Annotated in this window: 15 protein-coding genes; 3 read left to right on the top strand and 12 right to left on the bottom strand. The window is 65.3% G+C overall.

Annotated features, from left to right (window positions below; genetic code table 11):
* Positions 1 to 73: 73 nt before the first annotated feature.
* From AC2FNA_RS04530 to gstA, 3 genes are all read right to left on the bottom strand, one after another.
* Positions 74 to 280 carry a tautomerase family protein gene (locus AC2FNA_RS04530; protein WP_496824796.1) on the bottom strand — a complete coding sequence of 69 codons (207 nt, stop codon included), beginning with the start codon at positions 278 to 280 and terminating at the stop codon, positions 74 to 76.
* A gap of 63 nt (positions 281 to 343) precedes the next feature.
* Positions 344 to 730 (bottom strand): nuclear transport factor 2 family protein, encoded by a 387-nt coding sequence (locus AC2FNA_RS04535; RefSeq protein WP_496824797.1) that lies wholly within the window; start codon positions 728 to 730, stop codon positions 344 to 346.
* Positions 727 to 1,341, bottom strand: coding sequence for a glutathione transferase GstA (gene gstA / locus AC2FNA_RS04540; protein WP_496824798.1), 615 nt, complete (start codon positions 1,339 to 1,341; stop codon positions 727 to 729). The genes AC2FNA_RS04535 and gstA overlap by 4 nt, the downstream gene beginning before the upstream one ends.
* Before the next feature lie 127 nt (positions 1,342 to 1,468).
* Here gstA and AC2FNA_RS04545 point away from each other — a divergent pair, with 127 nt between their 5' ends.
* From AC2FNA_RS04545 to AC2FNA_RS04555, 3 genes are all read left to right on the top strand, one after another.
* Positions 1,469 to 1,831, top strand: a complete 363-nt coding sequence (locus AC2FNA_RS04545; protein ID WP_496824800.1) for a winged helix-turn-helix transcriptional regulator — start codon at positions 1,469 to 1,471, stop codon at positions 1,829 to 1,831.
* 99 nt (positions 1,832 to 1,930) lie between these two features.
* Positions 1,931 to 2,815: a DMT family transporter gene (locus tag AC2FNA_RS04550; protein WP_496824801.1), complete on the top strand. Its 885-nt coding sequence runs from the start codon at positions 1,931 to 1,933 to the stop codon at positions 2,813 to 2,815.
* Positions 2,816 to 2,870: 55 nt separating this feature from the next.
* Positions 2,871 to 4,055 carry a BaiN/RdsA family NAD(P)/FAD-dependent oxidoreductase gene (locus AC2FNA_RS04555; protein ID WP_496824803.1) on the top strand — a complete coding sequence of 395 codons (1,185 nt, stop codon included), beginning with the start codon at positions 2,871 to 2,873 and terminating at the stop codon, positions 4,053 to 4,055.
* A 133-nt stretch (positions 4,056 to 4,188) separates the two neighbouring features.
* Here the strand turns inward: AC2FNA_RS04555 and murD are convergent, their stop codons facing one another.
* The 9 genes from murD to mraZ all read right to left on the bottom strand — a co-directional run bounded on the left by murD (position 4,189) and on the right by mraZ (position 14,495).
* A complete protein-coding gene (murD, locus tag AC2FNA_RS04560) occupies positions 4,189 to 5,589 on the bottom strand; it encodes a UDP-N-acetylmuramoyl-L-alanine--D-glutamate ligase (protein WP_496824805.1) in 1,401 nt (466 codons plus the stop codon).
* A 158-nt stretch (positions 5,590 to 5,747) separates the two neighbouring features.
* Positions 5,748 to 6,563: a DUF2189 domain-containing protein gene (locus AC2FNA_RS04565; protein WP_496824807.1), complete on the bottom strand. Its 816-nt coding sequence runs from the start codon at positions 6,561 to 6,563 to the stop codon at positions 5,748 to 5,750.
* Positions 6,564 to 6,853: 290 nt separating this feature from the next.
* On the bottom strand, positions 6,854 to 7,936 hold the full coding sequence (gene mraY / locus AC2FNA_RS04570) for a phospho-N-acetylmuramoyl-pentapeptide-transferase (protein ID WP_496824809.1): 1,083 nt from the start codon (positions 7,934 to 7,936) through the stop codon (positions 6,854 to 6,856).
* 15 nt (positions 7,937 to 7,951) lie between these two features.
* Positions 7,952 to 9,346: a UDP-N-acetylmuramoyl-tripeptide--D-alanyl-D-alanine ligase gene (locus tag AC2FNA_RS04575; RefSeq protein WP_496824811.1), complete on the bottom strand. Its 1,395-nt coding sequence runs from the start codon at positions 9,344 to 9,346 to the stop codon at positions 7,952 to 7,954.
* Complete coding sequence (locus tag AC2FNA_RS04580) at positions 9,343 to 10,824, bottom strand: UDP-N-acetylmuramoyl-L-alanyl-D-glutamate--2,6-diaminopimelate ligase (RefSeq protein ID WP_496824813.1); 1,482 nt, start codon at positions 10,822 to 10,824, stop codon at positions 9,343 to 9,345. The genes AC2FNA_RS04575 and AC2FNA_RS04580 overlap by 4 nt, the downstream gene beginning before the upstream one ends.
* Before the next feature lie 18 nt (positions 10,825 to 10,842).
* Positions 10,843 to 12,630, bottom strand: a complete 1,788-nt coding sequence (locus AC2FNA_RS04585; protein WP_496824814.1) for a peptidoglycan D,D-transpeptidase FtsI family protein — start codon at positions 12,628 to 12,630, stop codon at positions 10,843 to 10,845.
* Positions 12,627 to 12,995, bottom strand: coding sequence for a cell division protein FtsL (ftsL, locus tag AC2FNA_RS04590; protein WP_496824816.1), 369 nt, complete (start codon positions 12,993 to 12,995; stop codon positions 12,627 to 12,629). Before ftsL ends, AC2FNA_RS04585 begins: the two co-directional genes overlap by 4 nt.
* Positions 12,992 to 13,987 carry a 16S rRNA (cytosine(1402)-N(4))-methyltransferase RsmH gene (gene rsmH / locus AC2FNA_RS04595; protein ID WP_496824818.1) on the bottom strand — a complete coding sequence of 332 codons (996 nt, stop codon included), beginning with the start codon at positions 13,985 to 13,987 and terminating at the stop codon, positions 12,992 to 12,994. The genes ftsL and rsmH overlap by 4 nt, the downstream gene beginning before the upstream one ends.
* A gap of 4 nt (positions 13,988 to 13,991) precedes the next feature.
* A complete protein-coding gene (gene mraZ, locus AC2FNA_RS04600; RefSeq protein ID WP_234137703.1) occupies positions 13,992 to 14,495 on the bottom strand; it encodes a division/cell wall cluster transcriptional repressor MraZ in 504 nt (167 codons plus the stop codon).
* Positions 14,496 to 15,142 lie beyond the last annotated feature (647 nt).

The following is a 15,142-nucleotide window of genomic DNA, read 5'->3' on the forward strand; positions in this document are numbered from 1 at the left end:
GTCCATCCTGCCAGAGGCTTTGTCTCGTGCAGGCATTTCTCCGCCCCGGTGAACACGAGGCGGAGAAGCGGGTTCAGTCGGCCTTGCGCCTGCGGTATTCGGCAACCGGCAGACCGCCAATCCCCCAATGATCCATCTCGACCTCGTCAATGACGACAAATGTGGTCTCGGGATCCTTGTTCAGCACCTGTTTCAGCAGGTCGGTGACACCTGCGATAAGTTCGACTTTCTGCGCGGGCGTCGCCCCCTCGCGGGTGATCTTGATATTGACATAGGGCATGCCGGGTTCGTGTCCTTTCACAAGCAAGCGTCCGGCGCGCGGCAGGCCGCGCGCCGGATCGGGTTACAGCGGTTCCGAATGGAACACCTTGGCCAGGATCTGCCAGCGTCCGTCCTGCCGCACAAAGGTCAGGAAGTCGGTGAAATAGCTGTCACCGATGGCGCAGTTCACCACCGCCCGCGCCGTATCCGGCCCGGCAAAGTCGATCGACTGGATACGATCCCGCCGCGCCTCGCCCTTGCTGGCGGGCGATACCCGCTGGTCGACCACCGCGAAATAGGTCTCCATATCGCGATAGAGCCAGTCACCATCGGTCGCACAGGCATAGATCGCCTGCGGATGGAACACCTGCCGCAACCGGGCGCTGTCGGCATGGTGCAGCCCGTCGAAATAGGTCCCGATCACCGCCTGAACAGCGGCAAAGGGCGCCTCTTCGGTCGTCATGCTCATCCCAACAGCCCCTCGGCCTGCATCGCGGCGCGGGTCGCGGGGCGCTCGGCCACCCGGGCGACCAGCGCCTTGAGGTTGGGCACCGCGTCCAGCGACAGGCCCAGGAAATTGGCCCAGTTGGTAACCACGAACAGATAAGCATCGGCCACGCTGAACTGCGCCCCATTCAGATAGTCGCGGCCATCCGCCAGCATCGCCTCGACGATCTGCATCCGGCCATTGACCCGCTCGACCGCCACGTCGCGCGCCTCGCCTTCCAGCGGCTTGCCCGAGAAGAATGGCCCAAACGCCTTGTGCAATTCCGAGGCGACGAAATTCAGCTGCTCCTGAACCCGGGTCCGGCCCAGGCCACCGCCCTGCGGCACCAGCCCGGCATCGGGGTTGCGCTCGGCGATCAGCTGCAGGATGGCGGCGCCCTCGGTCACGGTCTCGCCCCCGTCCAGCACCAGCGCGGGCACATATCCCTTGGGGTTGATGGCGCGGAAATCGCCACCCGAAGCGGTGGTGCCGGCGGCAGTGTCCACCTGCTCCAGTTCAAAGCTTTCGCCCGCTTCGATCAACGCGATGTGACTGGCCAGCGAACAGGCACCGGGTTTGTAATAGAGTTTCATCCGTTCCATCTCCTTTTGTCGGATTGCTCTGATGGGCTGGAAGTAATCACCCAGTTACCGAAGTAAACTTGATTTCCTTTTGTTACTGCTTTATCCGGTTACCCCACGGTTACCAGGTGAGAATCCAATGGCGCTCAAGATCACCCGCAACAAGGCCGCCCCCCTGCCCGGCCGCTGCCCGCTGAGCGAATGCATGAAGCTGCTGGGCGGCGCCTGGACCCCGAACGTGATCTGGTATCTCAGCGGCGGAGCACGGCGGTTCAACGAGCTGCGGGTCGATATCCCCGGCATCTCGGCCAAGATGCTGACCACCCGCCTGCGCGAGCTGGAGCACAAGGGCGTGGTCCAGCGCGAGGTGCGCCCGACCTCGCCGCCCTCGGTCGAATACAGCCTTACGGATCTAGGGCAAGATCTGGTTCCCGCCATCCTGGCGATCGTCGATGTGGGCCATCGGCTCAAGAACCGGGATCAGTGCCCCGCAACCCCCTGACGCACCAGCCTTTTGCGGCGCGTCACGTCGCGAACGGAACAGACGCGCCCCCGACCCGCCGCCACCATCGCCCCGTTACCGGGGCAAGGGGCAAAGGGCATGCGCTATTCGACAGGGGTCATTCTGGTGGCAACCGCCGCGCTGCTCTGGTCGCTGATGGGCCTTGCCATCCGCGAAATCGAAGTGGCCGGAACCTGGGCGATCCTGTTCTGGCGTTCGGCGGCGATGGTGCCCGCCCTGCTTGCCTTTTTTGTCTGGCGCAAACGCAAGCCGATCCTGCCCGCCCTGCGCGCCACCGGCCGGGCCGGGCTGATGGCGGGCTTTGGCCTGGTGGTCGCCTTTGCGGGCGCGATCTTTGCCATCCAGTCCACCACCGTGGCCAATGCGGTGTTCCTGTTCGCCGCCTCCCCCTTTCTGGCCGCAGCCCTCAGTTGGGTCGTGCTGCGCGAAACCGTGCGCCCCGCCACCTGGGCCGCCATCGCCATCGCCCTGGTCGGCCTGGTGGTGATGGTGCGCGAGGGGCTGGCGCTGGGGGCGCTGGCGGGCAATCTGGCCGCGCTCGCCTCGGCCATGGGGTTTGCGCTTTTCACCCTGTCGCTGCGCTGGGGACGGCTGGGCGACATGATGCCCGCCGTTGCCATCGGCGGCATGCTGTCGATGATGGTGGCGCTGGGAATGCTCGGGCTCAGCGGCGAGCCGCTTTTGGTGCCCGCGCGCGACATCGCCATCGCCATGGCGATGGGCGCGGGGCTGCTGGCGGTGGGCATGGCGCTCTATACGATGGGCAGCCAGGTGGTGCCCGCAGCCGAACTGACGCTGATCACCATGATCGAGTCCATGCTGGCGCCGGTCTGGGTCTGGCTGATCCTGGGGGAAGAGGCCAGCGCAGGTACCCTCTGGGGCGGCGCGATCATTCTCGCCGCTGTGGCATTGAACGCGCTCAGCGGCATGCGGCGCAAGCCGGTGATGCCGCCGATGGCCTGACCCCCGATCACCTGACCCCCTTGCCAAATCGCGCGCGGTACGGCACCCCCGGCAGATGCAGTTGAACACGATCATCCTGGGCGCCGGTGCCGCCGGCATGATGTGCGCGGCCCATGCGGGACCGGGCACGCTGGTGCTCGACCACGCCCGCGCGCCGGGGGAAAAGATCCGCATCTCAGGCGGCGGCCGCTGCAACTTCACCAATATGTATGCAGGCCCCGAGAACTTCCTGTCGCAGAACCCGCATTTCTGCAAATCGGCGCTGGCCCGCTATACCCAGTGGGATTTCATTGACCTGGTGAACCGCCACGGTATCGCCTGGCACGAGAAAACGCTGGGCCAGCTGTTCTGCGACGGTTCGGCCAAACAGGTCGTCTCGATGCTGCTCTCGGAGATGGAACGCGCGGGCGCGACCCTCTGGCTCAACACCAGCCTGAGGGAGCTGTCCCATGCCGACGGGCGGTTCGCGCTGACGGTCGAACGCGAGGGCCGGACGGAACGCCTCACCGCCCGCAATCTCGTGCTGGCCACCGGCGGCAAGTCGATCCCCAAGATGGGCGCCACGGGCCTGGCCTATGACATCGCCCGGCAATTCGGCCTGCCGGTGACCGAGACCCGCGCGGGCCTTGTTCCTTTCACCTTCCCTGAAGGTCGTTTTGCACCCCTCGCCGGTGTCGCCCTGCCCGCCCGCCTGTCGAACGCGCGCGCCTCGTTTGACGAGGCGCTGCTCTTCACCCATCGCGGCCTCAGCGGCCCGGCGGTGCTGCAACTCTCCTCCTACTGGCATGAGGGAGAGGAGATCCGCATCGACCTCGCCCCCGACCGCGACCTCTACACAACTCTGCGCGACCAGCGGCAGACGGCGGGCCGCCGCGACCTGACAACCGAACTGGCCCGCCTGCTGCCCGCAAGGCTGATCGAGGCGCTGGCGCCGCAACTGGACCTGTCAGGCCGCCTCGCCGATCAGTCCGACAGCGCGCTCCGCGCGCTCTCCGAGGCGCTGCACGACTGGCGCCTGACCCCCTCGGGCAACGAAGGTTATCGCACCGCCGAGGTCACGCTCGGCGGCATCGACACAGACGCGCTCGACGCCCGCACCATGGCGGCAAAATCCCTCCCCGGCCTCTACGCCATCGGCGAGGCGGTGGATGTCACCGGCTGGCTCGGCGGCTACAACTTCCAATGGGCCTGGTCCTCGGGCCACGCCGCCGGCACCGCGATTGCCAAGGCACAGCGCTGACCGCAAGCGCAGATGCGAGGCGCTGCCTCGCGCTCCGGAGTATTTGAGGCGAAATGAAGGAGCAGGCCTGCGCTCATTCCTCTTGCTCGAAATATCCCGGGGGAGTCACCGCAGGTGACGGGGGCAGCGCCCCCTACCCGGCCAGACGCCTTTGCACTTCGGCCATGAAATCTTCGCCGCGGCGTTCAAAATTGTTGTACTGGTCGAAACTCGCCGCCGCCGGGGCCAAGAGCACCGTATCGCCAGGCTCCGCTTCGGCCATGGCGCGGGCGACCGCCTCGTCCATGGTGGTGCAGACCTCGCTCTCGACCTCCAGTTGCAACGCGAAACCGGCCGCCTCGCGTCCGATCACATAGGCCTTCAGCACCTCGCCCAAGCCACCGTTCAGCGCCGCGATGCCGCCCTCCTTCTGCAACCCGCCACAGATCCAGCGGATCCGCTTGAACGCGCCCAGCGCCTTCAGCGCCGCGTCCACATTGGTGGCCTTGCTGTCGTTGACATAGGTGACCCCGCCCGCCTCGGCCACGATCTGGCTACGGTGCGGCAGGCCGGGATAGCTGCGCATCCCCATCTCGATCGCCTTCGGGCTCAGCCCCAGCGCCCGGCAGGCGGCATAGGCCGCGCAGGCGTTCTGGTGGTTATGCGCCCCCGGCAGCCCGCGAATATCGCGCAGGTCGATGGACCCTGCCTGCCGCCCCTTGCGGTACTCGCTCAGATACCCCTTGCGCGCAAACACCTGCCAGCCCGGCCCGGTCAGCTTGCGGCTGACCGAGACCCGGATCACCCGGTCATCGCCCGGTCCTTCGGACATCTGGCCCGCCAGATACATCCCCTCGGACTCGTCCACCCCGATCACCGCCCGATCCGGCCCGCCCTCGGCAAAGAGTCGGCGCTTGGCCGCGAAATACCCGCCCATGCCGCCATGCCGGTCCAGATGATCGGGCGACAGATTGGTGAACACCGCCACATCCGGCGTCAACGCGCGGGCCAGGTCGGTCTGATAGCTGGACAGCTCCAGCACCACGACCGAGCCCTCTTCTCCCGGTTCGATATCCAGCACCCCGCGCCCGATATTGCCCGCCAGTTGCGCGGGCCGCCCGGCCTCGGTCAGGATGTGATGGATCAGCGCCGAGGTGGTCGACTTGCCGTTCGACCCGGTCACCGCCACCACACGGGGCAGTGTGTCCATGCTGTTCCACTCGGGTCCTGCGAAGGAGCGGAAGAAGAGGCCGATATCATTGTCGACCGGCACCCCTGCCTCCAAAGCAGCGGCGATTACCGGGTTGGGTTCGGGGTAAAGGTGAGGGATGCCCGGCGACACGACCAGACAGGCGGTATCGTCCCAGACGCCCTGTTTGCGCAGGTCGCGGATGGTGAACCCCTCGCCCTCGGCCGCCTCGCGCGCGGCCGGGTTGTCATCCCAACACAGCGCCTCTGCGCCCCCCGCGCGCAAGGCCCGCGCCGTGGCCAAACCCGAACGGCCCAGACCCAGAACCGCCACCTTGGCGCCCGCAAACCCTTTGACCGGGATCATGCCTGCTCTCCCTCAAACCCATCCGCCGCCACCCTGTACCGAGGCTCTGGCGGATTGCAAGCGGCGCAAGGGAGGGGAAAGGAACATATCGGTTCCTTGGCGCGGTTCGCGAAACTTGCCCCCCTCGCCATCGAAATCCGCGCTGCCAACTGGGCACGTCACCGCTCTACCGGCGACACGGCTCGCAGATAGAGGTGCCAAGTCGTATGGCCGAGTATCGGCAGGGTAAAGATCAGGCCCAGGAATGCCGGAACCATCGACAACAGCATGGTGACCAAAATGATCGCCGCCCAGCCGAGCATCACCACCGGGTTCTCCCGCACCACGCGAACCGAGGTGAGCATAGCGGTGATGAAATCGACCTCGCGGTCCAGCAGCATGGGCATGGCAACGACCGTCACCGAGAACAGCACCGCCGACAGGAACGCGCCGACACAGGCGCCGATCGCAAGGAAGATCCAGCCCTCCGGGGTGAAGAAAACCGTGTTCAAAAACCCGTCCAGATCCGAGAAGGACGAGTTCTGCAGGGTGATCACCAGAACGGTCCGGAACTGGTAGAACCACACCCAGAAGATGAACAGCGTGACAAAGGCCATCCAGCCCATTTCGCGCCTGCTCTGGCTACTCATGACGTTAAGGATGTCCGACCAGCCAAACTCCTCCCCGCGCGCCAGTCGGCGGGACATCTCATAGAGCCCGGCGGCGGCAAAGGGTGCAACCAGCGGAAAACCGATCGCGGCGGGAATGACCATCCAGACCGCGCCGAGCCAGACCAGGCACCAGACGAACAGGAGCCCGAACACCGCATAGAACAGGCCAAAGAACCCGCTCATCATAGGCCGCGCAAGAAAGTCGGCGAAGCCTGCCTTCAGTGACGCCCGGATATCATCCACCGTCAGCCCGTTGACCTCGGGCATTCCCTGCTGCGGCGTCGCATGGTCCGACGGTGCGGGGTCCGAGCCACTGGATGTCATGTCTCCCTCCCTCCAAAGTATGCCACAGCCCGGGTCCGTTCGACCTTGAGACCCCGCAGTGAAACACTGCATCCCTTCTCTGAGCCAAAGTCTGCAACAGCTTGGGACACCGGGCAAGGAGGGAGTGTGGCGACAGGTACCGGGGAAATGCCCCTAAGCCTCCGCATCCTTGGCGTCGCCATTAAGAGTCCGCTCTTCCTCGAAAGGCATGTTTGGCGGTCAGCGAACGTCGAAAACGAGGTTTGCCCGACCCCTATGAAACGGTCAATTCGGTGTACGAAAGGCCCGCCTCAGCGGACCTTGAGTGTGGCCAGCCCGATCATCGCCAGGATCAGCGAGATGATCCAGAAGCGGATCACGATGGTGGGTTCGGCCCAGCCCTTTTTCTCGTAATGGTGATGGATCGGGGCCATCAGGAACACCCGCTTGCCGGTGCGCTTGAAATAGAGCACCTGGATGATGACACTCAGCGCCTCGACCACAAATAGCCCGCCGACGATTGCCAGCACCAACTCGTGCTTGGTCGCCACCGCGATCGCACCCAGCGCGCCGCCCAGTGCCAGCGAACCGGTATCGCCCATGAACACCGCCGCAGGCGGCGCGTTATACCACAGGAACCCCAACCCGGCGCCAAACAGGGCGGCGGTGAAGATCAGGATCTCTCCGGTTCCCGGCACGTAATGCACGTCGAGATATTCGGTAAAGTCGACCCGGCCCACCGCATAGGCGATGACGCCCAGGGTCGAGGCCGCGATCATCGCGGGCATGATCGCCAGACCGTCCAGCCCGTCGGTCAGGTTGACCGCATTGGCCGAGCCGACGATGACGCAGATCGCGAAGGGCACATAGAGCAGGCCCAGATTGATCAGCGTGTCCTTGAACACCGGCAGCGCCAGCTGGTTCTGCAATTCGGCCGGGTGGTTGTAGCTGGCCCAGAGCGCGGCGATCACCGCGATGATGATGCCCAGCGCCAGCCGCATCTTGCCCGACACGCCCTTGGTGTTCTGTTTCGACACCTTGGCATAGTCGTCGGCAAAGCCGATCAGCGCATAGGCCAGCGTCACGAACAGCACCATCCAGACAAACGGGTTGTCCCAGCGCGCCCAGAGCAGCGTCGAGGTCAACAGCGCCCCCACGATCAGCAGCCCGCCCATGGTCGGCGTGCCCGCCTTGGAAAAATGCCCCTCGGGGCCGTCGTCGCGGATCGGCTGGCCCTTGCCCTGCTTGCGGCGCAGCACATTGATCAGCGGGCGCCCGAACAGGAACCCGAAGATCAACGCCGTCATGAAGGCCCCGCCCGCGCGGAAGGTGATGTAGCGGAAGAGGTTCCAGACATCCCCCCCGTCCGACAGGGCGGTCAACCAATAAAGCATGCGACGGCGTCCTTGTTACGTTTCCGACTGTTTCGATCCGGCCCCATGGCCCATTTCGCGCAGCCCGTCAACAAGACGGGCCAATCCCATGCTGAGCGAGCCCTTGACCAGCACTGCATCGCCCGGCGCGACCAATGCGGGCAGTTCGGCCAGCATTTGCGCGCCGGTCTCGGTCCAACGCCCACGTTTGGCCTCGGGCAAAGCATCAAACAGGTCGCGCATCAGCGGCCCGATGCAATGGACCCGGTCGATCATTTCCATCGCCGGCAGCACGGCCAGCCCGGCATGCAGCGGCAGTTCCTCGGGACCAAGCTCCTTCATGTCGCCCAGAAAGGCGACCCGGCGGGTGCTCGGAGCAGCTGCCAGCACCTCAAGCGCAGCACCGACCGACGTGGGATTGGCGTTATAGCTGTCGTCGAACAGGGTCAGCGTCCCGCCCGCGAGAGATATCGTTTCCCGCGCGCCGCGCCCTTTGTAGGGCGTCCAGCGCTCCAGCCCTTGCAGCGACAACTCCGCATCGGCGCCCAGTGCATCGCAGCAGGCCAGGGCGCCCAGCGCGTTCATCGCGAAATGCGTTCCCGCCGATTGCAGGGAGAAGCGGACAGGGCCGGCCGGTGTGTCGGCGCGGGCATGGGTCACCCCATCCGCCACCTCGACCCCGGTCAGGCGATAGTCTTGCGCGGCACGCCCGAACGAGAGTTGCCGGGCACCCTGCGCCGCGGCGCGCAGGATATCCGCCTCGGCGATATCGGCGTTCAGAACCGCCACACCGCCGGGCTCCAGCCCCTCCATGATCGCGGCCTTCTCGCGCGCGATACCTGCCACGTCGTCAAACGCCTCCAGATGAACCGCCGCGACGGTGGTGACCATTGCCACATGCGGGCGGGCCTGGCGGGCCAGCGGCGCGATCTCGCCGGGATGGTTCATGCCGATCTCGATCACCGCAAATTCGGTGTCGCGCGGCATCCGCGCCAGTGTCAGCGGCACGCCCCAGTGGTTGTTATAGCTGGCGACACTGGCATGGGTGCGGCCCTGAACGCCCAGCATGGCGGCCAGCATTTCCTTGGTCGAGGTCTTGCCGACACTGCCGGTCACCGACACCACCCGCGCCTGTGTACGGGCGCGACCGGCGCGGCCCAAGGCCTCGAGCCCGGTTTGCACGTCATCGACCAGCAACAGCGGCGCGTCCGGGGCCACCCCCTCGGGGATGCGCGAGACCAGCGCGGCGCCCGCGCCCTTCTCAAGCGCCTGCGCCACAAAGTCATGCCCGTCGCGGGCGGCGGTCAGTGCGACGAAGAGGTCGCCCGGCGCAATGGTGCGGGTGTCGATCGAGATACCGGAGACCTGCCAGTCGCCCAGGGCGCGCCCCCCGGTGGCCTCGGCGGCTTCGGCTGCGGTCCAGAGGGTCATGCCAGCCTTCCTTCCAGTGCGGCCACCGCGATGCTGGCCTGTTCCACATCGTCAAAAGGCAGCACCTGATCGCTCACAACCTGCCCGGTCTCATGTCCCTTGCCGCAGATCAGCAAGGCATCGCCCGGTTCCAGCGTGTCGACCCCTCGCAGGATCGCCTCGGCCCGGTCGCCCACTTCGGTGGCGCCGGGGGCGCCCTGCATCACGGCGGCGCGGATCAGGGCGGGGTCCTCGCTGCGCGGATTGTCATCGGTGATGATGACGATATCGGCGTTTTCCACCGCCGCCTTGCCCATCAGCGGGCGCTTGTACGGGTCGCGGTCGCCTCCGGCGCCGACGATAGCCACCAGACGCCCCATCACATGCGGGCGCAACGCCTTGAGCGCGGTGGCCACCGCATCGGGGGTATGAGAGTAATCGACAAAGACCGCAGCACCATTGGCGCGGGTCGCGGCCAGTTGCATCCGGCCCCGGACCGTGCCCAGATGCGGAAGGGTTTCGAACACGCGTTCGGGCGCGTCGCCGCTGGCGATGACAAGCCCGCAGGCCAAAAGGATGTTTTCCGCCTGAAAACCGCCGATCAGGTCAAGCCGCGCCTGATAGGCCTTGCCCCGCCAGGAAAACAGCAGGTCCTGCCCGGTGGCGTCGAACCGCTGGTTGGTCAGGCTCAGATCGCAGGGGCCGCGCCCAACGGTCAGCACGTTCTGGCCACGCGCGGCGGCAATGGCGCGCATCTCGGCGCCTTTGGGGTCATCCATGTTGATCACCGCCACCCCATCAGGCGGCAGCACACGGCGGAACAGCCCCGCCTTGGCGGCGAAATAGGCCTCGAAGGTTTCGTGGTAATCCAGATGGTCCTGGGTGAAATTGGTGAAACCGGCAGCCTTGAGCACCACCCCATCGAGCCGCCGCTGTTCCAGCCCGTGGCTGGAGGCCTCCATCGCCGCATGGGTGACGCCGTTTGCCGCCGCCTCGGCCAGACAGCGGTGCAGGGTGATCGGCTCGGGCGTTGTATGGGCCAGCGGCGCGGTCCAGGCGCCCTCGACCCCGGTGGTGCCAAGGTTGACGGCATCATGGCCCAGCTCGGTCCAGATCTGACGCACAAAGGTCGAGACCGAGGTCTTGCCGTTGGTGCCGGTGACCGCGACCATGGTGGCGGGCTGCGCCCCGAACCACAGCGCCGCCGTCAGGGCCAGCGTCTGGCGCGGATCCTCGACCACCACCAGCGCGGCCTGCGAGGCGTCCAGTTCGGCAGCCGCGATGCGGGCGCCCTCGGCATCGGTCAGGATGGTGCTGGCGCCCATGCGCAGCGCATACTGGATGAACTCGCCGCCATGCACCCGACTGCCGGGCAGCGCCGCGAACAGGAACCCGTCGCGCACCTGACGACTGTCGACGGCCAGCCCGGTGATTTCAGGGTCACGCCCGCCCCGGGCGGTCAGCGCCAGATGGCTTAGTCTTCGTGCCGTGTCACCCATGGCGCCCTCACCTCATGTTCAGTTCGAGGTGAGCGTATAGCCAGCCCCCTGCCCGGGCTCAAGCTGTGGCCTGAGACCCAGAAGCGGCGCCACCCGACCGATCAGTTCGGCAGCGACCGGCACCGCGGTCCAACCGGCGGTACGGCGCTTTTCGCCATAGGCCAGGATCGACGGCTCATCCAGCGTCACGACCAGCACGTATTTCGGGTCCGAGGCCGGGAACAGGCTGGCGAATGTGGCGATCACCTTGTCCTCGTAATAGCCGCCGCGCGGTTTGGGCTTGTCGGCAGTGCCGGTCTTGCCGCCCACCTGATAGCCCGGCACCTCGCCAAAGCTGGCGGTGCCGCTGGTGACCACCTTGCGCAGCATCGCCCGCGCCTGACGCGCGGCATTTTCCGACATCACCCGGGGGCCATATTGCGGGCCTTTCTGTTTCAGCACCGTGGGGCTGACATATTGCCCGCCATTGGCGATGGCGGCATAGCCCGCCGCCAGATGCATCGGGCTGGTCGACAGGCCATGGCCATAGGAAATGGTGACAGTGCTCAGCTCGCCCCAGGTCTTGGGCTTGAGCGGCTGCCCGCCCGAGGCCTCGACGATCTCGAACGGGGTCGGGTCGAACATGCCGAGACTGTTCAGGAAGGCCTGCTGCCGTTCGGCCCCGATCTGCAGCGCCAGCCGCCCGGTGCCCCGGTTCGAACTGTGCACGATCACGTCGGCGATGCTGATCTTGCCGTAATTCTTGTTGTTGAACTCGCCGATCGGGAACTTGCCGATCCGCATCGGCCCCGAGGTGTCGATGATGGTATCGGAATTGACCAGACCCAGATCGACCGCCTGCGCGGCGGTGAAGATCTTGAAGACCGAACCCAGCTCGTACACCCCTTGTACATAGCGGTTGAACAGCGGGCTGTCCGATGGATCGAACCCGCTGGTGGGCGGGCGTGGCCGGTCATTGGGATCGAAAGAGGGCAAGGACGAAGCGGCCACCACCTCGCCCGTATGCACATCCATCAGGACGGCCGAGGCGCCCTTGGCGCTCATGATCTTCATTCCGCCGTCCAGCACTTGCTCCATCGCCGCCTGCACAGTCAGGTCCAGCGACAGTTGCAGGGGCTTGGCGCCATTGGCCGGATCGCGCAGATAGCCGTCGAATTGCTTTTCCACGCCCGCAACGCCGATCACCTCGGCGGCGTCGACGCCCTCGCGACCAAAGCCCGCACCGCCCAGGACATGCGCGGCCAGCCGGCCATTGGGATAAAGCCGCATCTCGCGCGGGCCAAACAGCAGACCGGGGTCTCCGATATCATGCACCGCCTGCTTCTGTTCGGGGCTGATGCGTTTCTTGATCCAGATGAACTTGCGCTTGCCGGTAAAGTCGCGCACCAGCCGATCCTTGTCCAGATCGGGGAAGATGCTGACCAGCCCCTCGGCGGCGGCGACGGGGTCGACCATCTGCGGCGGCTGGGCATAAAGCGAATGGGTCTCGAAATTGGTGGCCAAGAGCCGCCCTTCGCGATCAACGATATCGGCCCGTTGGGCGGCAATGGAGGCGCCCGGAGCACTGGCCAGCGGCTCCTGAGCCTCGGAAGAGGCCAGCATGCCCATACGGGCGCCAACCACCGAAAATGCACAGAAGAAAAAGACGCCCAGCACGAGCAGCCGCCCCTCGGCCCGGGCGCGCGAACGGTCCTGCATCTCTTCATGGCGCAGGCGGATGTTCTCGCGTTCGATCAGATCCGGATTCTCACCCTTGGCACGGGCATGCAGGACTCGGGCGAGCGGGCGCAGAGGGGTGCGGATCATGGCTGTTGCTCCGGCGGCAGGGTTCCGGCGTCCGAGAAATTCGACACGTCGATCCCGTTGATGATCGGCAGGGCGGGATCCTCGGCATACATGATTTCCGAGACCCGCCCGAACTGGTCGGCACGCATGGGCAACAGGCCCAGACGCTCGAAATTCAGGTCAGCAAGCTCGCGCAGGCGGTCGGGACGGTTGAGATAGGCCCATTCGGCACGCAGCACGCTCAGCCGGACCTGGGCCTCGCCGATCTGGCGTTGCAGGCGCTGGGTGTCTTTCAGCACTTCCTGGGTGCGGTAATTCTCCTGATAGGCCCAAAGCGCCAGTCCCAGAACCGCCAGCGCCGTCAGCACATAGAACACACTTTTCACCGCGATCCCCCCTTGAGTTGCGGCATGCCGATGGACTTGGCATCGACCGCGCCCGCCGGCGCGTCGGTGCGCACCGCCACCCTCAGCTTGGCGGAGCGCGCGCGCGGGTTCTCGGCCAGTTCCTGATCGTCGGGCCCGATGGCCTTGCGCGTCAGCAGCTCGAACTGCGGCGCGTCCTCGACTGTTTCGGGCGCATAGCGATTGGCCCGCCCGCTGCGCCCGGCCCGCGCCTGAAGGAAACGCTTGACCATCCGGTCCTCGATCGAATGAAAGGTGACAACCGCCAGCTTGCCGCCGGGCTTCAGCGCCCGCTCGGCCGCCATCATCCCTTCGAACAATTCGTCGTATTCGGCATTCACCGCGATGCGCAGCGCCTGAAAGCTGCGGGTGGCGGGATGCGACTGGCCCGGCTTGGGGCGGGGCAGACAACTTTCGACGAGAGCAGCCAGTTGCAGCGTCGTCTCGATCGGCGCCTCGGTCCGCGCCTTGACGATGGCCCGCGCGATGCGACGGCTGGCGCGTTCTTCGCCATAATGAAACAGGATATCGGCCAGTTCGGCCTCGGTCGCGGTATTGACCAGATCGGCAGCACTCGGCCCCTCCTGGCTCATCCGCATGTCGAGCGGGCCATCCTTCATGAAGGAAAACCCGCGCTCGGCGAGGTCAAGCTGCATCGAGGAGACCCCGAGATCGAGCACGACTCCATCCAGATCGCTGGCATATTCATCCATGCGGGAAAACACGCCCTGCTGCATCACCAGCCGGTCGCCATAGTCTTTGGCCCAACCCGCCGCCAGTTCAAAGGCCAGCGGGTCGCGGTCCACCGCGATCACCCGCTCGGCCCCGGCGGCCAGCAGGCCACGGGTATAGCCACCAGCGCCGAATGTACCGTCCAGCCAGACCCCCGACACCGGCGCAACCGCCGCCAGAAGCGGGCGCAGCAGAACGGGAATGTGGGGATCGTCGGGAGAGGGGGCAGCGGTTCCGGACATGACCTCAGCTGCCCCCGGCCCCGTCGAGATACTGCATCGGATCGAAATCCTCGGGCAGCTCGTCCAGCCATTCCTCGGCGGCGGCCAGCTCTTCCTCTTCATAGGTGGCCGGATTCCAGATCTGGAACGTATCACCCGCCGCGATAAAGAAGGCCTCGTCGCCAAGCGCGATCTTGGTACGCAGCTTCGCAGGCAACACCAGGCGCCCGGTCTCGTCGACGCTGGTGGGAAAGGACTGACCGTGGAACATGCGCTGAAGCATCTTGCGCTCCATCGAGCCGCGCGGCAGCGCGTCGATCTTGGCATCGACCTCGTCGATCGCCTCCATCGTGTAGCATTCGAGGAACTTGCGACGGTGGTCGCCGTAAACGATCACCAGCTCGGGGTTGCCGCCGGATTGCCAGTTCGGGTCGCCCGCCTCCAGAACACGGCGAAACGAGGCGGGAATGGACACCCGCCCCTTGCTGTCAACCTTATGGTTGCTTTCGCCTCTGAACCTGCGCGCCAAGCTGACTGTCCCTTTCGCCTGCGCCCCCGTTGAATTTCCGCCCCCAGAAACGTGAAAACGGCGGGTTGATCTGCTGCCACTGATCAACCCGCCGCCTTAGCCCGCTTTGCGGGGTGTCCGACTGCGCGCGCCACCTGGGGGGATGTCTGCTCGCTCGCGCGCCGGATCTCTTGGTTCGATGAAAGCGAAGTGCCTGTATGAAACCTTGTTATTCTTGGTTGGGGTCGTTTGGTGCCCCTGTCGCCTCGTCCTCATCGGATGAACAAGGGATGCCATGGGAAATTATGGAAATCAACACCAATCTATGGACATACAGCAGGGCACCATCTGAACGAAGCAAGAACACATCAAAAGGATCGAGCGACCGCACACGAGATACAGACAAATATTTACATTGAGCAACTATATATGGGCATACTTGCTCCATCCCAAAATTTCCCTCGATTTCCCAAAAAAATTCTACATCTAGCGATACTCATCCTAATGTTTTCTTTTTGTTCTCAAATCTGACGCGAATCACACCCCGCTTCCCATGAAATGGAGATCGCGTCGGCGACCAGATACATCCGTCCCACGATTTCCCATATCCGCCGGTCAAATTGGCAACCATGCAAGATCGCCCAGTCGCGAGTCAGCGCGGCAGCGGC

It is taken from the genome of Ruegeria sp. YKSD163, assembly GCF_059612905.1.

Excerpts from the sequence above, each read along its gene's own strand:
- rsmH (WP_496824818.1), bottom strand. The coding sequence starts at position 13,987 with ATGTCCGGAACCGCTGCCCCCTCTCCCGACGATCCCCACATTCCCGTT.
- AC2FNA_RS04555 (WP_496824803.1), top strand. The coding sequence starts at position 2,871 with ATGCAGTTGAACACGATCATCCTGGGCGCCGGTGCCGCCGGCATGATG.
- gstA (WP_496824798.1), bottom strand. The coding sequence starts at position 1,341 with ATGAAACTCTATTACAAACCCGGTGCCTGTTCGCTGGCCAGTCACATC.
- mraY (WP_496824809.1), bottom strand. The coding sequence starts at position 7,936 with ATGCTTTATTGGTTGACCGCCCTGTCGGACGGGGGGGATGTCTGGAAC.
- AC2FNA_RS04530 (WP_496824796.1), bottom strand. The coding sequence starts at position 280 with ATGCCCTATGTCAATATCAAGATCACCCGCGAGGGGGCGACGCCCGCG.
- AC2FNA_RS04535 (WP_496824797.1), bottom strand. The coding sequence starts at position 730 with ATGAGCATGACGACCGAAGAGGCGCCCTTTGCCGCTGTTCAGGCGGTG.
- AC2FNA_RS04580 (WP_496824813.1), bottom strand. The coding sequence starts at position 10,824 with ATGGGTGACACGGCACGAAGACTAAGCCATCTGGCGCTGACCGCCCGG.
- AC2FNA_RS04550 (WP_496824801.1), top strand. The coding sequence starts at position 1,931 with ATGCGCTATTCGACAGGGGTCATTCTGGTGGCAACCGCCGCGCTGCTC.
- murD (WP_496824805.1), bottom strand. The coding sequence starts at position 5,589 with ATGATCCCGGTCAAAGGGTTTGCGGGCGCCAAGGTGGCGGTTCTGGGT.
- AC2FNA_RS04565 (WP_496824807.1), bottom strand. The coding sequence starts at position 6,563 with ATGACATCCAGTGGCTCGGACCCCGCACCGTCGGACCATGCGACGCCG.
- AC2FNA_RS04575 (WP_496824811.1), bottom strand. The coding sequence starts at position 9,346 with ATGACCCTCTGGACCGCAGCCGAAGCCGCCGAGGCCACCGGGGGGCGC.
- AC2FNA_RS04585 (WP_496824814.1), bottom strand. The coding sequence starts at position 12,630 with ATGATCCGCACCCCTCTGCGCCCGCTCGCCCGAGTCCTGCATGCCCGT.
- AC2FNA_RS04545 (WP_496824800.1), top strand. The coding sequence starts at position 1,469 with ATGGCGCTCAAGATCACCCGCAACAAGGCCGCCCCCCTGCCCGGCCGC.